The sequence below is a fragment of the Pseudomonas sp. RIT357 genome, assembly GCF_000632245.1.
Lineage (GTDB): Bacteria > Pseudomonadota > Gammaproteobacteria > Pseudomonadales > Pseudomonadaceae > Aquipseudomonas > Aquipseudomonas sivasensis.
Window position 1 is genome coordinate 105,735 of the sequence record NZ_JFYX01000013.1, and the last position, 13,633, is coordinate 119,367.

General features: G+C 61.7%; 13 protein-coding genes. 10 read left to right on the forward strand and 3 right to left on the reverse strand.

The features are described 5' to 3' along the window. Positions 1-14: 14 nt before the first annotated feature. Positions 15-965: a GlxA family transcriptional regulator gene (locus BW43_RS15485; protein ID WP_032886590.1), complete on the reverse strand. Its 951-nt coding sequence runs from the start codon at positions 963-965 to the stop codon at positions 15-17. A gap of 181 nt (positions 966-1,146) precedes the next feature. Between BW43_RS15485 and BW43_RS15480 the strand changes: the two genes are divergently transcribed. The 3 genes from BW43_RS15480 (at position 1,147) to BW43_RS15470 (ending at position 3,763) form a co-directional block, all read left to right on the forward strand. After that, positions 1,147-1,869 carry a pirin family protein gene (locus tag BW43_RS15480; RefSeq protein ID WP_032886591.1) on the forward strand — a complete coding sequence of 241 codons (723 nt, stop codon included), beginning with the start codon at positions 1,147-1,149 and terminating at the stop codon, positions 1,867-1,869. A gap of 146 nt (positions 1,870-2,015) precedes the next feature. Further along, positions 2,016-2,402 carry a hypothetical protein gene (locus BW43_RS15475; RefSeq protein ID WP_032886592.1) on the forward strand — a complete coding sequence of 129 codons (387 nt, stop codon included), beginning with the start codon at positions 2,016-2,018 and terminating at the stop codon, positions 2,400-2,402. Positions 2,403-2,680: 278 nt separating this feature from the next. Continuing rightward, positions 2,681-3,763, forward strand: coding sequence for an LLM class flavin-dependent oxidoreductase (locus tag BW43_RS15470; RefSeq protein ID WP_032886593.1), 1,083 nt, complete (start codon positions 2,681-2,683; stop codon positions 3,761-3,763). 88 nt (positions 3,764-3,851) lie between these two features. Here the strand turns inward: BW43_RS15470 and BW43_RS15465 are convergent, their stop codons facing one another. Beyond that, positions 3,852-4,646 (reverse strand): class II aldolase/adducin family protein, encoded by a 795-nt coding sequence (locus tag BW43_RS15465; RefSeq protein WP_032886594.1) that lies wholly within the window; start codon positions 4,644-4,646, stop codon positions 3,852-3,854. Between the two features lie 107 nt (positions 4,647-4,753). Next, a complete protein-coding gene (locus tag BW43_RS15460) occupies positions 4,754-5,659 on the reverse strand; it encodes a LysR family transcriptional regulator (RefSeq protein ID WP_032886595.1) in 906 nt (301 codons plus the stop codon). Positions 5,660-5,872: 213 nt separating this feature from the next. Here BW43_RS15460 and BW43_RS15455 point away from each other — a divergent pair, with 213 nt between their 5' ends. The 7 genes from BW43_RS15455 (at position 5,873) to BW43_RS15425 (ending at position 13,380) form a co-directional block, all read left to right on the forward strand. Beyond that, on the forward strand, positions 5,873-6,484 hold the full coding sequence (locus BW43_RS15455) for a cysteine dioxygenase (RefSeq protein ID WP_032886597.1): 612 nt from the start codon (positions 5,873-5,875) through the stop codon (positions 6,482-6,484). Further along, positions 6,481-8,064 (forward strand): rhodanese homology domain-containing protein, encoded by a 1,584-nt coding sequence (locus BW43_RS15450; RefSeq protein ID WP_032886598.1) that lies wholly within the window; start codon positions 6,481-6,483, stop codon positions 8,062-8,064. The genes BW43_RS15455 and BW43_RS15450 overlap by 4 nt, the downstream gene beginning before the upstream one ends. A gap of 101 nt (positions 8,065-8,165) precedes the next feature. Further along, on the forward strand, positions 8,166-9,140 hold the full coding sequence (locus tag BW43_RS15445; protein ID WP_032886599.1) for an ABC transporter substrate-binding protein: 975 nt from the start codon (positions 8,166-8,168) through the stop codon (positions 9,138-9,140). Positions 9,141-9,151: 11 nt separating this feature from the next. Beyond that, the gene (locus BW43_RS15440) at positions 9,152-10,510 is read left to right on the forward strand and encodes an LLM class flavin-dependent oxidoreductase (RefSeq protein WP_032886600.1); all 1,359 of its coding nucleotides are present in this window, start codon (positions 9,152-9,154) and stop codon (positions 10,508-10,510) included. After that, positions 10,507-11,190 (forward strand): peroxiredoxin-like family protein, encoded by a 684-nt coding sequence (locus BW43_RS15435; RefSeq protein WP_032886602.1) that lies wholly within the window; start codon positions 10,507-10,509, stop codon positions 11,188-11,190. The genes BW43_RS15440 and BW43_RS15435 overlap by 4 nt, the downstream gene beginning before the upstream one ends. A 76-nt stretch (positions 11,191-11,266) precedes the next feature. After that, on the forward strand, positions 11,267-12,436 hold the full coding sequence (locus tag BW43_RS15430; RefSeq protein ID WP_032886603.1) for an acyl-CoA dehydrogenase family protein: 1,170 nt from the start codon (positions 11,267-11,269) through the stop codon (positions 12,434-12,436). Continuing rightward, complete coding sequence (locus BW43_RS15425; protein WP_032886604.1) at positions 12,433-13,380, forward strand: D-isomer specific 2-hydroxyacid dehydrogenase family protein; 948 nt, start codon at positions 12,433-12,435, stop codon at positions 13,378-13,380. Before BW43_RS15430 ends, BW43_RS15425 begins: the two co-directional genes overlap by 4 nt. The last annotated feature ends 253 nt before the right edge of the window (positions 13,381-13,633 follow it).

A 13,633-nucleotide genomic window follows, 5' to 3' on the forward strand; every position in this document is an offset into this window, starting at 1 on the left:
CGGACATCCTGTCGTTAACTGAACTGCTGTCGGTATTGGGTAGGGTTGAGACCGAGCTTTTCACTGAATAAAAAGCGCATGTGCCGCACGCTGCCAAAGCCTGCGTGGAACGCCACGGTCTTGAGCGGCAGATCGGTGGTTTCCAGCAATTGCCGAGCACGGTCGATGCGCGCGCCTTGCAGGAAGGCCATGGGCGTCATCTGCACATCCTTGGCAAACAACCGGGCAAAGTGGCGCGCACTCATGCCGGCCAACTCGGCCATGGACTCGATGGTGAACGGCTGCTCCAGGTGCGCGAGAACATGGTTCTGCACGCGGGTAATCGCGGTTTCCTGGGGCGCCACGGCCGCGGTCATCGGGCTGAATTGGGCCTGGCCGCCCTGGCGTTTCATCACCACCAACAGCACCTTGGCCACATCCACCGCCACCTGCTTGCCATGGTCCTGTGCAACGATGGACAACGCCAGGTCGATACCGGCCGTGACCCCGCCCGAGGTAATCAACCGCCCGTCCTGCAGATAGATACGGTCGGTCTCGACGATGGCGTTGGGGAACGCCTTGATCAGCCGCTCGGTGTAATGCCAGTGAGTGGTCACGCGGTGCTCGTCCAACAGCCCGGCGTGCCCGAGCACAAAGGCGCCCGTGCAGATCGAGCCAAAGCGCCGTGCCCGTGGCGCCGCTGCTTTTAGCCAGGGCAGCAGCGCCGGATGGCATTCGTTGTAGGCACCGGGGCCACCGGGCACCAGCAAGAGGTCATAGGCACCGTCGGCCTGCTCCAGCAACAGGTCGGTCTGCACCATTACGCCGTTGGATGCGCGCAGTGGGCCAGGTTCGGTGCCAACAGTAAGGATCTGATAATGCGCCGCCGCCGGCAGATAGCGGTTGGCGATGGAAAACACTTCAAGCGGCCCGGCCATGTCGAGCAAGAGGAAGTCCGGGAACAGCGCCATGGCCACGGTTTTCATACAGAAGGCATCCATCGAGGGGAAGAAAGCGGGAGGCATTATGGCATGCCTTTCACTGTCAATCTGAGAGGGACAGTTATTCAGATTTCAGCTTCTTAATGAATATTTCAGTAACCAGTAACCTTCTTCTCAACGCAAGCGCCCTGCATCTCGCAGCCAGCGCCCACTTGAGGACACAACCATGCTGACCCTTCGCAAAGCTTCCGAACGCGGCGCCGCCAATCACGGTTGGTTGAAGTCGTTCCACACCTTCTCGTTCGCCAACTACTGGAACCCCAACGAGCAGGGTTTTTCCGACCTGCTGGTGATCAACGATGATCGCGTCGCCGCCGGCAAAGGCTTCGGCCAGCACCCGCACCGTGACATGGAGATTTTCTCTTATGTGCTCGAAGGCGCCCTGGAGCACAAGGACACCCTGGGCACTGGCTCGGTGATCCGCCCTGGCGATGTGCAATTGATGAGCGCCGGCAGCGGCGTGGCCCACAGCGAGTTCAACCACAGCCAAAACCGTGGGGTGCATTTCCTGCAAATCTGGATCGTGCCCGCCGTGGCCGGTGCCGAACCGCGCTATCAACAGGAGCACTTCAGCGAGGCACAAAAGCGTGGGCGTCTGCAGTTGATCATCTCGCCGGACGGCGCCGACGGTTCCCTGAGCGTACGCCAGGACGCCAGGGTGTACGCCGGGCTGTTCAACGGTGACGAAGCCACAACCCTTGACCTGCCGCCGGATCGCCACGTGTACATCCATGTGGCCCGGGGCAGCGTGGAGATCAACGGCCAGCGCTTGCAGGAAGGTGACGGTGCCCGAGTGCGTGATGAGCAGCGCATCCACTTGAGTCAAGGTCAGGACGCCGAGGTGCTGGTGTTCGACCTGCGACCTCAGGAACTGCCGCAAATGCCTTGATCAGCCGGGCGATGGCCGTTGGAAACGGTCCATCGCTGGCATCGATAGTCACCATCAGCGCAATGAAGTTCTCTTAAAAAATGCAACGCGTAACATCAAACCCATACCAGGCAACACCCAAACTAAAACACTCGGAGCACACCATCATGAAACGCCAAATCTTGCTTAGCCTCGCTTTCTCGGTACTCGCTGCAAACGCATTTGCCCACCCTGTAGTCGCTGAAGGCGGTGCAGATCGCCTGATCGAAAACCGTGTTGCTGAAAGCGGTTCGGATCGACTGATCGAAAACCGTGTTGCCGAAGGTGGGTCGGATCGTCTTCTGGAAAACCGCGTAGCTGAAGGTGGCTCGGATCGTCTGATGGAAAACCGTGTAGCTGAAGGTGGCTCGGACCGTCTGCAGGAAAACCGCGTAGCTGAAGGTGGCTCGGACCGTCTGATGGAAAACCGCGTAGCTGAAGGTGGCTCGGACCGTCTGATGGAAAACCGCGTAGCTGAAGGTGGCTCGGATCGTCTGATGGAAAACCACGCATAACCCGCCCTGTTCGAGGGCCCCCCCAAACCGGCCTGATCAGCCGGTTTTTTTTCGTCTATCAGAAAGTGCACCAAACTCGCAAACACTTGGGGTTGCGTCGCTGCCGACTCAGATAATGCTATTTACTGATATAAAACCAAAAAATAATTCTATTTTTTAATAATTAGGTTAGAACCAAACGGCATTTTACAGCGGCCGTCGCGGCCCCTACCTTGGACGAGCATGACCGACCCCCTGCCCGGCGGAGGTACACACTCCCTACTCGACAAGGACAGACCATGAGCATCGAATTCATCGGCTATATCGGCGGCCACCATGCATCCGAAATTCATCCACGCAGCGGCCCGACTCTGCAACCGGACTACGTGGAAACCGTGGCCCGCGCCCACGAAGAGGCCGGCTTCGACCGCGCCCTGGTGGCCTTCCACTCCAACAGCCCGGACAGCACGCTGATCGCCTCCCATGCCGCCAGCGTCACCCGTAAACTGCAATTCCTGATCGCCCACCGCCCCGGTTTTGCACAACCCACCCTCGCCGCGCGCCAGTTCGCCACCCTGGATGTGTTCAACGGCGGGCGCACCGCCGTGCATATCATCACCGGTGGCGACGACCGCGAACTGCGCGCCGATGGCAGCCATATCGGCAAAGACGAACGCTACGCACGGACCGACGAATACCTGAGTGTGGTGCGACAGGAATGGACCAGCGAACAGCCCTTCGATTTCACCGGCACCTACTACCAGGTCGAAGGCGCGCACTCCACCGTGAAGTCGCCGCAGCAACCGCATATCCCACTGTACTTCGGAGGGTCTTCCCAGGCCGCGATTGAAGTGGCGGGCAAACATGCCGACGTGTACGCACTGTGGGGCGAAACCTACGAGCAAGTGCGCGAGATCGTGACTCAGGTCCGGGCCGAAGCAGCCAAGCATGGACGCACGATTCGCTTCAGCCTGTCGCTGCGACCGATCCTCGCCGAGACCGAAGAGCTGGCGTGGGCACGCGCTGACAGCATCTTGCAACAGGCCACTGAGTTGGCTGAGAAGAATGGATTTGTGCGGCGTGAACCGCCGAATGAAGGCTCGCGTCGCCTACTCGCAGCGGCGGCACAGGGTTCCCGGCTGGACAAGCGTTTGTGGACGGGGATTGCGGGGTTGCTGGGCGCGCAAGGGAACTCAACCTCGTTGGTGGGCACCGCCGAACAAGTGGCTGAAGCGCTGGTGGATTACTACGACCTCGGCATCACCACCTTCCTGATCCGTGGGTTTGATCCGCTCAATGATGCGATCGACTACGGCAAGCGGTTGATCCCCCTCACCCGCCAACTGATTGCAGAACGCGAGCAGGCCAAACAGGTCGCGTAAGCCAGAACACGGCAAAACCAATGTGGGAGGGGCGGTGCGATGATTCGACTCGCCCTCTCCCACCTGCCTATCTTCATTAAGCTCAGGATCAGTTCTTGTAGTCGGTATCGCTGCGTTCCAACTGCCGAATCAGCGCATTCCAATGCCGCGCCACGCCCGGCCCCTCGCCGCTGCTATGCGCCTTGGCCTGTTCTTCAACCTTCGCCACTACCTCCTGTGGCGGAAAGACCAGCTCAGCATTCCCCGCCGCTTGCGCCGCGATCTGAATATTGCACGCACGCTCCAACCCTTGCAGCTGCTGGAAGGCATGTTCGACGCTGATACCCGCCGTCAACAGCCCGTGGTTGCGCAGGATCATCACGCTCTTGTCGCCCAGATCCGCCACCAACCGCTCACGCTCGTCCAGGTCGAGGGCGATGCCTTCATAGCCGTGGTAGGCCACTCGCCCGGAAAAGGCGATGGAGTGTTGGGAAATCGGCAACAAGCCGTCCTTCTGCGCGGACACCGCAATGCCATCGCGAGTATGGGTGTGCAGCACCGCTTGCAAGTCATGGCGCGCGCCGTGGATGGCGCTGTGGATCACGTAGCCGGCGTAGTTGATACCCAGACCGGTGGGGTCGTCGACGATCGTGCCGTCGAGGTCGACCTTGACCAGGTTGGAGGCGTTGATTTCATCGAACAACAGGCCGAAGGCATTGATCAGGAAATGCTCCTCCGGGCCCGGTACACGGGCGGAGAAGTGGGTGTAAATGTGATCGGTCCACTTGTACAAGGCCGCCAGGCGGTAGGCGGCGGCCAGTTTCACGCGCACTTCCCACTCTTCTGGCGTGACGCGTTGACGAACGTTGTTGGAGACGCTGGAAATCGAGGTGACGCTGCTCATGGCAAAACTTCCTGGATGGCCTTAAGGACTTCCAGGCAAGCCTAGGGGATGCTCAAAAATAATAAAAAGCACATTTTAATCTAAGCTAATTATTATTTTTTTTCATATCAAGCCGCATCCCGAATCTTGTGCAACGACGCCGCCACCCATTTGCCAAACGCATCCACCGGCCCTTGCAGGTTGCCGAGGAAATGCGGGTAGATGAGCCAAAGGTCCATCACCGGTTTGAAGTCCTTGAGCGGCATTACCGCCAATTGTTCGCGGTGAGCGCTGCGCTCCAGCAAGGGACGCGGCACCAGGCCCAAGCCCAGGCCATCGGCGACCAGACCCAATTGCAATTCAGTGCCGAAGGTTTCCAGGTTGACCCGCAGCGCCAAGCCCTGATCGGACAAAGTGCGTTGCAACCCGGCACGGAACCCGCAGCCATCCGGGTTAAGAATCCACCCGTTCTGGTACACATCCGCCAGCTTGCAGGGTTTTTTCGGCAACTGCGCCTTGGCGCACACCACCACCAACTCCATCTTGCCGATAGACTCGCCAACGATGTTATCCGGGAAGATCTTGCCTGCCGGGAACAACGCCGCCGCCGCGTCCAGTTCGCCCCGTTCAATCTTGCCGACCAACTGGCTGCCCCATCCGGTCGCGACCTGGGCGCGCAGTTCGGGGTACTCAGTGCGCAGCAGCTTCAGCGCGTCCAGCAGCACTACATCGCCGATGGTCTGCGGCACGCCCAGGCGCAGTACGCCGGAGGGGGGTGCGTCGGTGGCTACCAGCTCACGCAAGGCATCCATCTCGCGCAGGATCAACCGGCATTGTTCATACACGCGGGTACCGATCAACGTCGGTTTGAGGGGCTTGGTATTGCGGTCAAACAGCTCCACCCCCAGCGCCTGCTCGAAGTTCTGCACGCGGCGAGTAATGGCCGGCTGGGTCAGTTGCAACGACTCGGCGGCATGGCTGATGGACTGGCAACGAATCACTTCGACAAAGGCATCGATATCGTCAATTTTCATTTGGGCCGCACATAGAGAACAGTCATTAAGATGTCCGCGAAGCATAGTTGCAGGAACGTTATCTGAATAGCCCACGCTGTGATCGATAACGTCTAACGCTATACACGCCGGTTCTAAATTACCTTCAGCTATAAGCTAATCATTAAAAAATAGCATATTAACTATAAACATTATGCTTAGATAAACCCATCAACACCGACTGATGGAATTGCCATGACCCAGGCCCGACACCCCGAGAGACTCAGAGCCTTCATTGGCGCCCTGGCGGAACTGATCGACGGCAATCCGCGCGAAGGCGACCTGTTGCACCGTGGCGGCAAGCTGCTCGCGCAACTGGTCAGCCATGATGACTGGCTCCCCGACGAATTCGCCCAACCCAACCCCGAGCGCTACCAGCAATTTTTGCTGCACGCCGATTCGCGCCAGCGCTTCAGCGTCGTCAGTTTTGTCTGGGGTCCGGGGCAGACCACGCCGATTCATGACCACCGGGTGTGGGGGCTGATCGGCATGTTGCGCGGCGCGGAGTTTTCCCAAGGGTTTGAACGCGCCCCCGACGGCAGCCTGGTCGCCGAAGGCAAGCCTATTAAGCTGGTGCCGGGCCAGGTCGAAGCCGTATCGCCCAAGGTCGGCGACATTCATCAGGTCAGCAACGCCCACAGCGACCAAGTGTCCATCAGCATTCACGTGTACGGCGCCAATATCGGTGCGGTACGCCGTGCGGTGTACCAGCCCGACGGCAGCGAGAAACTGTTTATCTCCGGTTATTCCAACGCCTTCCTCCCGAACATCTGGGATTTGTCCAAAGAAAAGAGCCCTGCCCTATGAGCACCGTACCGACCCGCAATTCCGCCCAGATTCGCCAGGCCCTGTTGGACCATGCAGAAGTCGCCCTGATCGACGTGCGCGAAGAAGCGCCGTTTGCTGAATCCCACCCGCTGTTCGCGGCGAATATCCCGCTGTCCAAGCTGGAGCTGGAGGTGTATTCGCGCATTCCACGGCGTGATACCCAGGTCACCGTCTACGACAACGGCGAAGGTCTGGCCAGCCGCGCCGCCGAGCGCCTGATTGCATTGGGCTACACCCAGGTCAGCCTGCTCGAAGGGGGCCTCAATGGCTGGCGCAGCGCCGGTGGCGAGCTGTTTATTGACGTGAACGTGCCGAGCAAAGCCTTTGGCGAACTGGTAGAGAGCGAGCGTCACACGCCGTCCCTGGCCGCCGAAGAAGTGCAGGCCCTGCTCGACAGCCACGCCGACGTGGTGGTGCTCGACGCCCGCCGCTTCGACGAATACCAAACCATGAGCATTCCCACCAGCATCAGCGTGCCCGGTGCCGAACTGGTGCTGCGCGCCCGTGAACTGGCGCCGGATCCGGCCACGCGCATTATCGTCAACTGCGCCGGGCGCACCCGCAGCATCATTGGCACCCAGTCGCTGATCAATGCGGGCGTGGCCAACCCGGTATCCGCGCTGCGCAATGGCACCATTGGCTGGACCCTGGCCGGGCAAACACTCGCCCACGGCCAGGCGCGACGCTTTGCCCCAACCTCGGAAGAACATCGCCAGGTCGCCGCCATCGAGGCACGCCGCGTCGCCGACAAAGCCCGCGTTGGCCGTGCCACCCTGGACGATCTGCACGCCTGGCAGCAGGAAACCACTCGCACCACCTACCTGTTCGATGTGCGCACCCCGGAAGAATTCGAAGCCGGTCACCTGCCCGGCGCTCGCTCCACCCCCGGCGGCCAATTGGTCCAGGAAACCGATCACGTGGCCAGCGTACGCGGCGCACGCCTGGTGCTGGCGGATGACGACGGCGTGCGCGCCAACATGTCCGCGTCCTGGCTCGCCCAACTGGGCTGGGACGTGCACGTGCTGGACGACCTGCAAGCGGCGCACTTCAGCGAAAAAGGCGCCTGGGTCGCCCCGGTGCCCACGCCGCCCCAAGCCGAACTGATCAGCCCCCACACCCTCGCCGACTGGCTGGCCCACGGCGACACCGTGGTGCTGGACTTCACCGCCAGCGCCAACTACGTCAAACGCCACATCCCCGGCGCCTGGTGGGCCCTGCGCGCGCAACTGCCCCAGGCCCTCGCCAAAGTGCCGAGCGCCGAGCGCTACGTGCTGACCTGCGGCAGCAGCCAACTGGCGCGCCTGGCGGTGGCCGAAGTCGAAGCCATCACCGGCAAGCAAGTGTTCCTGCTGGAAGACGGCACGGCAGGCTGGATCAACGCGAAATTGCCCCTGGAAGAAGGCGAAACCCACCTGGCCTCACCACGGATCGACCGCTACCGCCGTCCGTACGAAGGCACTGACAACCCCAAGGAAGCCATGCAGGCATATCTGGATTGGGAGTTCGGTTTGGTTGCCCAGTTGGCCCGTGATGGGACCCATGGGTTCTACGTGATCTGATCATCCAACACACCTGCCTCTGAATGGGGGCAGGCTTCACCGACCCCTTTCCAGGCGGAGGTAACCCACACCTTTTTTGATCTGCCTGGAGCCTCTATCCCATGGTCTTTACCACCCCCTTCAAGCGCCTGTTCCTGGGTACTGCCCTGGCCCTTGGCCTGGCCACCAGCGCCCACGCCGCCGACCTGCAACCACTGCGGGTGGCCAATCAGAAATCGACGATCAAGACGCTGCTGGAAGTGTCCGGCGAAACCAAAGACGTGCCCTATGCCATCCAGTGGTCGGAGTTCCCCTCCGCCTCGCCCCTGGGCGAAGCCCTGAATGCCGGCGCGGTGGATGTCGGTGCCTTGGGCGATGCGCCTTACGTGTTCGCGCTGGGCGCCGGGGCTTCCTTAAAAGTGGTCAGCATCATCCACGCCGAAGGGCGCAACACCACCGCGCTGCTGGTACCCAAGGACTCGCCAATCAAGACGGCCGCCGACCTCAAGGGTAAGAAAATCGTCACCGGGCGTGGCTCCATCGGGCATTACCTGGCGATCAAGGCGTTGGCCAGCGCGGGCCTGACCAGCCAGGATGTGCAGTTCATCTTCTTGTTGCCCGCCGAATCCCGCTTGGTGCTGGATAACGGCACCGCCGATGCCTGGGCGACCTGGGACCCTTACACCACCGTGGTGACCTCCCAAAGCCAGGCGCGAATCATCGCCAGTGGCAACACGCTGTTGAGCAACCACCTGTACCTCGCGGCCACCAGCCAGGCCATTGCCGACAAGCGCACGCAGCTGGACGACTTTGTCGCCCGCGTCGATCGCGCCTACGCCTGGGCCAATACGCACCCCAACGAATACGCCGCCGCCCAGACCAAAATCACCGGCCTGCCACTGGCCGTGCATGTGGCGGTGGCCAAGGAAACACGTCTGAGCCCGGTGTTGATCGATGACAGCGTGATCAGTGGCCTGCAAACCACCGCCGACACCTACCAAAAAGAAGGCCTGCTGACCAAACACATCGACGTGTCACAGGGCTTCGACAAAAGCTTTAACGCCAAGCGTGCCCCCAACAACCAAGTCTCGCGCTGAAGGAACAGAACATGAGCCAGCCACGTCAACTAAAACCACGCCATTTAAAACTGGGTGCCATGGTCCACGGTGTCGGCCACGGCTGGGGCGAATGGCGCCACCCGCAGGCACAACCGAATGCCAGTACGAATTTCGGCTTCTACAAGCAGCAGACTGAACTGGCCGAAGCCGCCAAATTCGACTTTGTGTTCATCGCCGATAGCCTGCATATACACGCCAAATCCAGCCCCCATTACCTCAACCGTTTCGAGCCGCTGACGATCTTGTCAGCCCTCGCGGCATTGACCACCCATATCGGCCTGGTCGCCACCGTGACCGTCAGCTACACCGAGCCCTACCAAGTGGCGCGTCAGTTCGCGTCTCTGGACCATATCAGCGGCGGCCGCGCCGGATGGAACGTGGTCACCTCGTGGCTCAGCGGCACCGCCGATAACTTCGGCAAGGCCGAGCACCCGCCCCATGCCGTGCGCTACCGCATCGCCAAGGAACACCTGAACGTGGTCAAGGGCCTGTGGGATTCCTGGGAGGACGACGCCTTTGCCTACAACAAGCAAAGCGGCGAGTTTTTCACCCCGGACAAGCTTCACGCGTTGAACCACAAGGGCGAGTTTTTCTCGGTCAAAGGCCCGCTGAACATTGCGCGTTCGCGCCAGGGCCAGCCCGCAATTTTCCAGGCCGGCACCTCGGAAGACGGGCGTAACTTTGCCGCCGAACATTCCGATGCGATTTTTGTGCATGTGGAAAGCATCGAAGAAGGCCTGGCCTACTCCCAGGACCTCAAACGCCGTGCCAAAGGCTTTGGCCGCGATGCCGACAGCCTGTCGATCCTGCCGGGCATCCGCCCGATTGTCGGGCGCGACGAGGCAGAAGTGGAAAGCCGCTACCAGCAGGCCGTGGAGCTGGTCACCGTGGAAGACGCCATCGTCGCCCTCGGCCGCCCGTTCAACGACCACGATTTCAGTAAATACCCCCTGGACGACCCCTTCCCGGAACTCGGCGACCTGGGCTCCAACAGCCAGAAAGGCGGCTCCGATCGCATCAAGCAACTGGCCAAGGACGAAGGCCTCACGCTGCGTGAAGTGGCCCTGCGGTTCTCGCGGCCCAAGCGTGATTTTGTCGGCACCCCTGAGCAAGTCGCTGATGCGATCCAGACCTGGTTCGAACGCGGTGCCAGCGATGGCTTCATCGTCAACTCGGTGCTGCCGGATGGCTTGCAGTACTTCACCGAACTGGTGGTGCCGGTGCTGCAACAGCGCGGCCTGTTCCGCACCGAATACACCGGGCAGACCCTGCGCGACAACCTGGGCCTGGACGTACCGGTCAACCGTTACAGCGTCGAGGTGCAAGCGCCGCAGGAGGCATTGGCATGAGCGAATCCCTTAACCGTCAGTTGGCGGCGCTGCACGCCGAGCGTGTAGCGACCTGGGCCCCGGCGGCGTTGCAATTCAATATCGACCAGCGCCAGCGCCTGGTGGATGAAGCGCGGGTAGACGACTACGTGCAGGTGGGTGATGAGCTCGACCCGTTTACCTTGCTCAACGTCGAAGGCGGCGAACTCAACCGCGAGCTGCTGTTGGCAGACGGCCCGGCAGTGCTGATCTTCTTCCGTTTTGCCGGCTGCCCGGCGTGCAACATCGCCCTGCCCTATTACGAGCGCCAGCTGTACCCACGCCTGCGCGAATTGGGTGTACCGCTGGTAGCGATCAGCCCGCAAGTGCCGGAACGCCTGGTGGAAATCAAGACCCACCACGCGCTGCAACTGCTGGTCGCCAGCGACCTGGATAACAACCTCGGGCGGCGCTTGGGGATTCTCTACAGCTTCGATGAAGCCTCGCGTAACGCGGCATTGGCCAAGGGCAATCACATCGGTGAAACCACCGGTACGGGGACCTGGGAGTTGCCCCAACCGACCGTCGTGGTGATTGCCCAGGACGGCACGGTCGCGTTCGTAGACGTTAGCCCGGATTGGCTGGTACGTACCGAAGCCGAGCCGGTGGTGCAGGTGGTGGAGCGCTTGTTGGGCCAACAGCCTGTGCGCCTCGCCATCTAAGCCAAAAATCCTCTGTGGGAGGGGCAAGTCGAATCGTCGCGCCGCCCCTCCCACATTTTTGACCGAGTACATTCTTATGACCCAACCGTCTCTACGCTCCGTGGAAGTCGCCAATTTCGAAGCCTTGCTCGAACGCCTCACCACCGAGCTGGCCAGTACCGCGCCGCAGTACGATGACAGTGGCGCCTTCCCCCACGCCAACTTCCAGCTATTGCATGAGCACGGCCTGGTCGCCCTCACCGTGCCCAAGACCCTGGGCGGCGGCGGTGCCAGCCTGCCTCAGGCACGCAAGGCGATCAGTGCGATTGCCAAGGGCGAGCCGTCCACCGCGCTGATCCTGGTGATGCAATACCTGCAACACACACGCCTGCAAGACAGCAAAACCTGGCCCCAGCACCTGCGCGTGAAAGTCGCCGAAGACGCAGTGCGTAACGGTGCGCTGATCAACGCCCTGCGCGTCGAGCCCGACCTCGGCACCCCGGCCCGTGGCGGCCTGCCCGCGACCACTGCGGTGCGCACCGCCGAAGGCTGGCGCATCAGTGGGCGCAAGATCTACTCCACCGGCAGCCATGGCCTGAGCTGGTTCAGCGTGTGGGCGCGCAGTGACGACGCCGACCCGCTGGTGGGCGCCTGGCTGGTGCCCAAGGACAGCCCCGGCGTGAGCATCATCGACACCTGGGACCACCTCGGCATGCGCGCCACCTGCAGCCATGAAGTGGTGCTCGACAACGTGCTGGTGCCGCTGGACCACGCCGTCAGTGTCAGCCCTTGGAGCGCACCGCAGCCGGAGTTGGATGCGGAGGGTTTCCTGTGGATGTCGGTGCTGCTCTCGTCGGTATACGACGCCGTGGCCCAGGCCGCGCGGGACTGGCTGGTGAACTGGCTGGAAGAACGCACGCCGTCCAACCTCGGTGCGGCGTTGTCGACCTTGCCGCGCTTTCAGGAAACCGTCGGGCATATCGACACCCTGCTGTTCGCCAACCGCAGCCTGCTCGACGCCGCCGCCGACGGCCACACCCCGGCCGCCAACGCCGCACAGTTGAAGTACCTGGTTACCCACAACGCTATTCGCGCGGTGGAACTGGCCATTGAGGCTTCCGGCAACCCTGGCCTGTCGCGCCATAGCCCGCTGCAACGCCACTACCGCGATGTGCTGTGCAGTCGCGTACATACCCCGCAGAACGATGCGGTGCTGCAAGGCGTCGGTAAAGCCGTGTTCGCCCAACGCCAGAAGGAACGCACATGACTCACGTGATTATTGCCAGCCAGTTGGACGAAGACTACAACGACGTGATCCGCGCTCGCCTGCGCACGGTCCACCCCGAAGCCCAGGTGATCGGCGTGCCGGTGGGCGTGCCAAGCGACCTGCCGCCCCAGGCGAATATCCTGTTGCTGCGTCCGATCAACGTGCGCGGCTACACCGCCCCGGATACCCCGCCGCCAGGCTGGCCCTACGGCGCGCAATGGGTGCATTTGGTCTCATCGGGCATCGACTTCTACCCGCAATGGCTGTTCAACGGCCCGCCGGTGACCACCTCCCGGGGCAGCGCCGCCGACAACCTGGCCGAGTTCGCCCTGGCGGCGATCTTTGCCGCGTCCAAGCATTTGCCGGATATCTGGGTGAAGGATTCTCAGTGGAATTTCACCCCGCTGCGTCCGCTCAAGGGCACCACATTGGGGATTCTCGGCTTTGGTGCGATTGGTGAACGCCTGGCGCAGAAGGCTCACGCGCTGGGAATCAAGGTGGTTGCGCTGCGCCAAAGCCCGACACCGTTCGGGATCGACGGGGTCGAGGCGGCCAGGGACATCCACGACCTGTTCGCCCGCGCCGACCACCTGGTGCTGGCGGCACCGCTGACCGAGGCTACGCGCCATATCGTCGATCGGGACGTGTTGGGCAGCGCCAAGCCGGGGCTGCATTTGATCAACATTGCGCGCGGGGGGTTGGTGGATCAGGAGGCGCTGCTGGAAGCGCTGGATAACGGGCAAATCGGCCTGGCATCGCTCGACGTGACCGAGCCGGAACCGTTGCCGGATGGGCACCCGTTGTATACGCATCCGAGGGTGAGGTTGTCGCCGCATACGTCGGCGATATCGACCGATAGCCGTAATGAGATTGCTGATACGTTTTTGGCGAACCTGGAGCGTTATGTTTTGGGGGTGGAATTGGTGAATCTGGCTAATGGGTGATGCCGTTTGAGTGTGGGGTTTGTTTGGGTTGCGGTTTGTTGGGGGGACATATCCGTTTCTGCGGTCACGGCGGGTATTGGTTCCGCCCTTACGGCGGGTCACTTTGGAAAAGCCCCAAAGTAACCAAAGGGCTCTTGCCCCAACACTCGGCACCTCGCCTAGGCTCGGTGTGCCCGCACTCCGGCTTGAATCCGTGGGCCGCCGCGATGGGCCATCCATGGCCCAGCGCGGCTAACCCGGCGTCCTGCCGGGT

Coding starts and splice junctions, on each gene's coding strand:
- BW43_RS15480 (WP_032886591.1), top strand. CDS start 1,147: ATGCTGACCCTTCGCAAAGCTTCCGAACGCGGCGCCGCCAATCACGGT.
- BW43_RS15435 (WP_032886602.1), top strand. CDS start 10,507: ATGAGCGAATCCCTTAACCGTCAGTTGGCGGCGCTGCACGCCGAGCGT.
- BW43_RS15455 (WP_032886597.1), top strand. CDS start 5,873: ATGACCCAGGCCCGACACCCCGAGAGACTCAGAGCCTTCATTGGCGCC.
- BW43_RS15425 (WP_032886604.1), top strand. CDS start 12,433: ATGACTCACGTGATTATTGCCAGCCAGTTGGACGAAGACTACAACGAC.
- BW43_RS15450 (WP_032886598.1), top strand. CDS start 6,481: ATGAGCACCGTACCGACCCGCAATTCCGCCCAGATTCGCCAGGCCCTG.
- BW43_RS15465 (WP_032886594.1), bottom strand. CDS start 4,646: ATGAGCAGCGTCACCTCGATTTCCAGCGTCTCCAACAACGTTCGTCAA.
- BW43_RS15440 (WP_032886600.1), top strand. CDS start 9,152: ATGAGCCAGCCACGTCAACTAAAACCACGCCATTTAAAACTGGGTGCC.
- BW43_RS15475 (WP_032886592.1), top strand. CDS start 2,016: ATGAAACGCCAAATCTTGCTTAGCCTCGCTTTCTCGGTACTCGCTGCA.
- BW43_RS15485 (WP_032886590.1), bottom strand. CDS start 965: ATGAAAACCGTGGCCATGGCGCTGTTCCCGGACTTCCTCTTGCTCGAC.
- BW43_RS15470 (WP_032886593.1), top strand. CDS start 2,681: ATGAGCATCGAATTCATCGGCTATATCGGCGGCCACCATGCATCCGAA.
- BW43_RS15460 (WP_032886595.1), bottom strand. CDS start 5,659: ATGAAAATTGACGATATCGATGCCTTTGTCGAAGTGATTCGTTGCCAG.
- BW43_RS15445 (WP_032886599.1), top strand. CDS start 8,166: ATGGTCTTTACCACCCCCTTCAAGCGCCTGTTCCTGGGTACTGCCCTG.
- BW43_RS15430 (WP_032886603.1), top strand. CDS start 11,267: ATGACCCAACCGTCTCTACGCTCCGTGGAAGTCGCCAATTTCGAAGCC.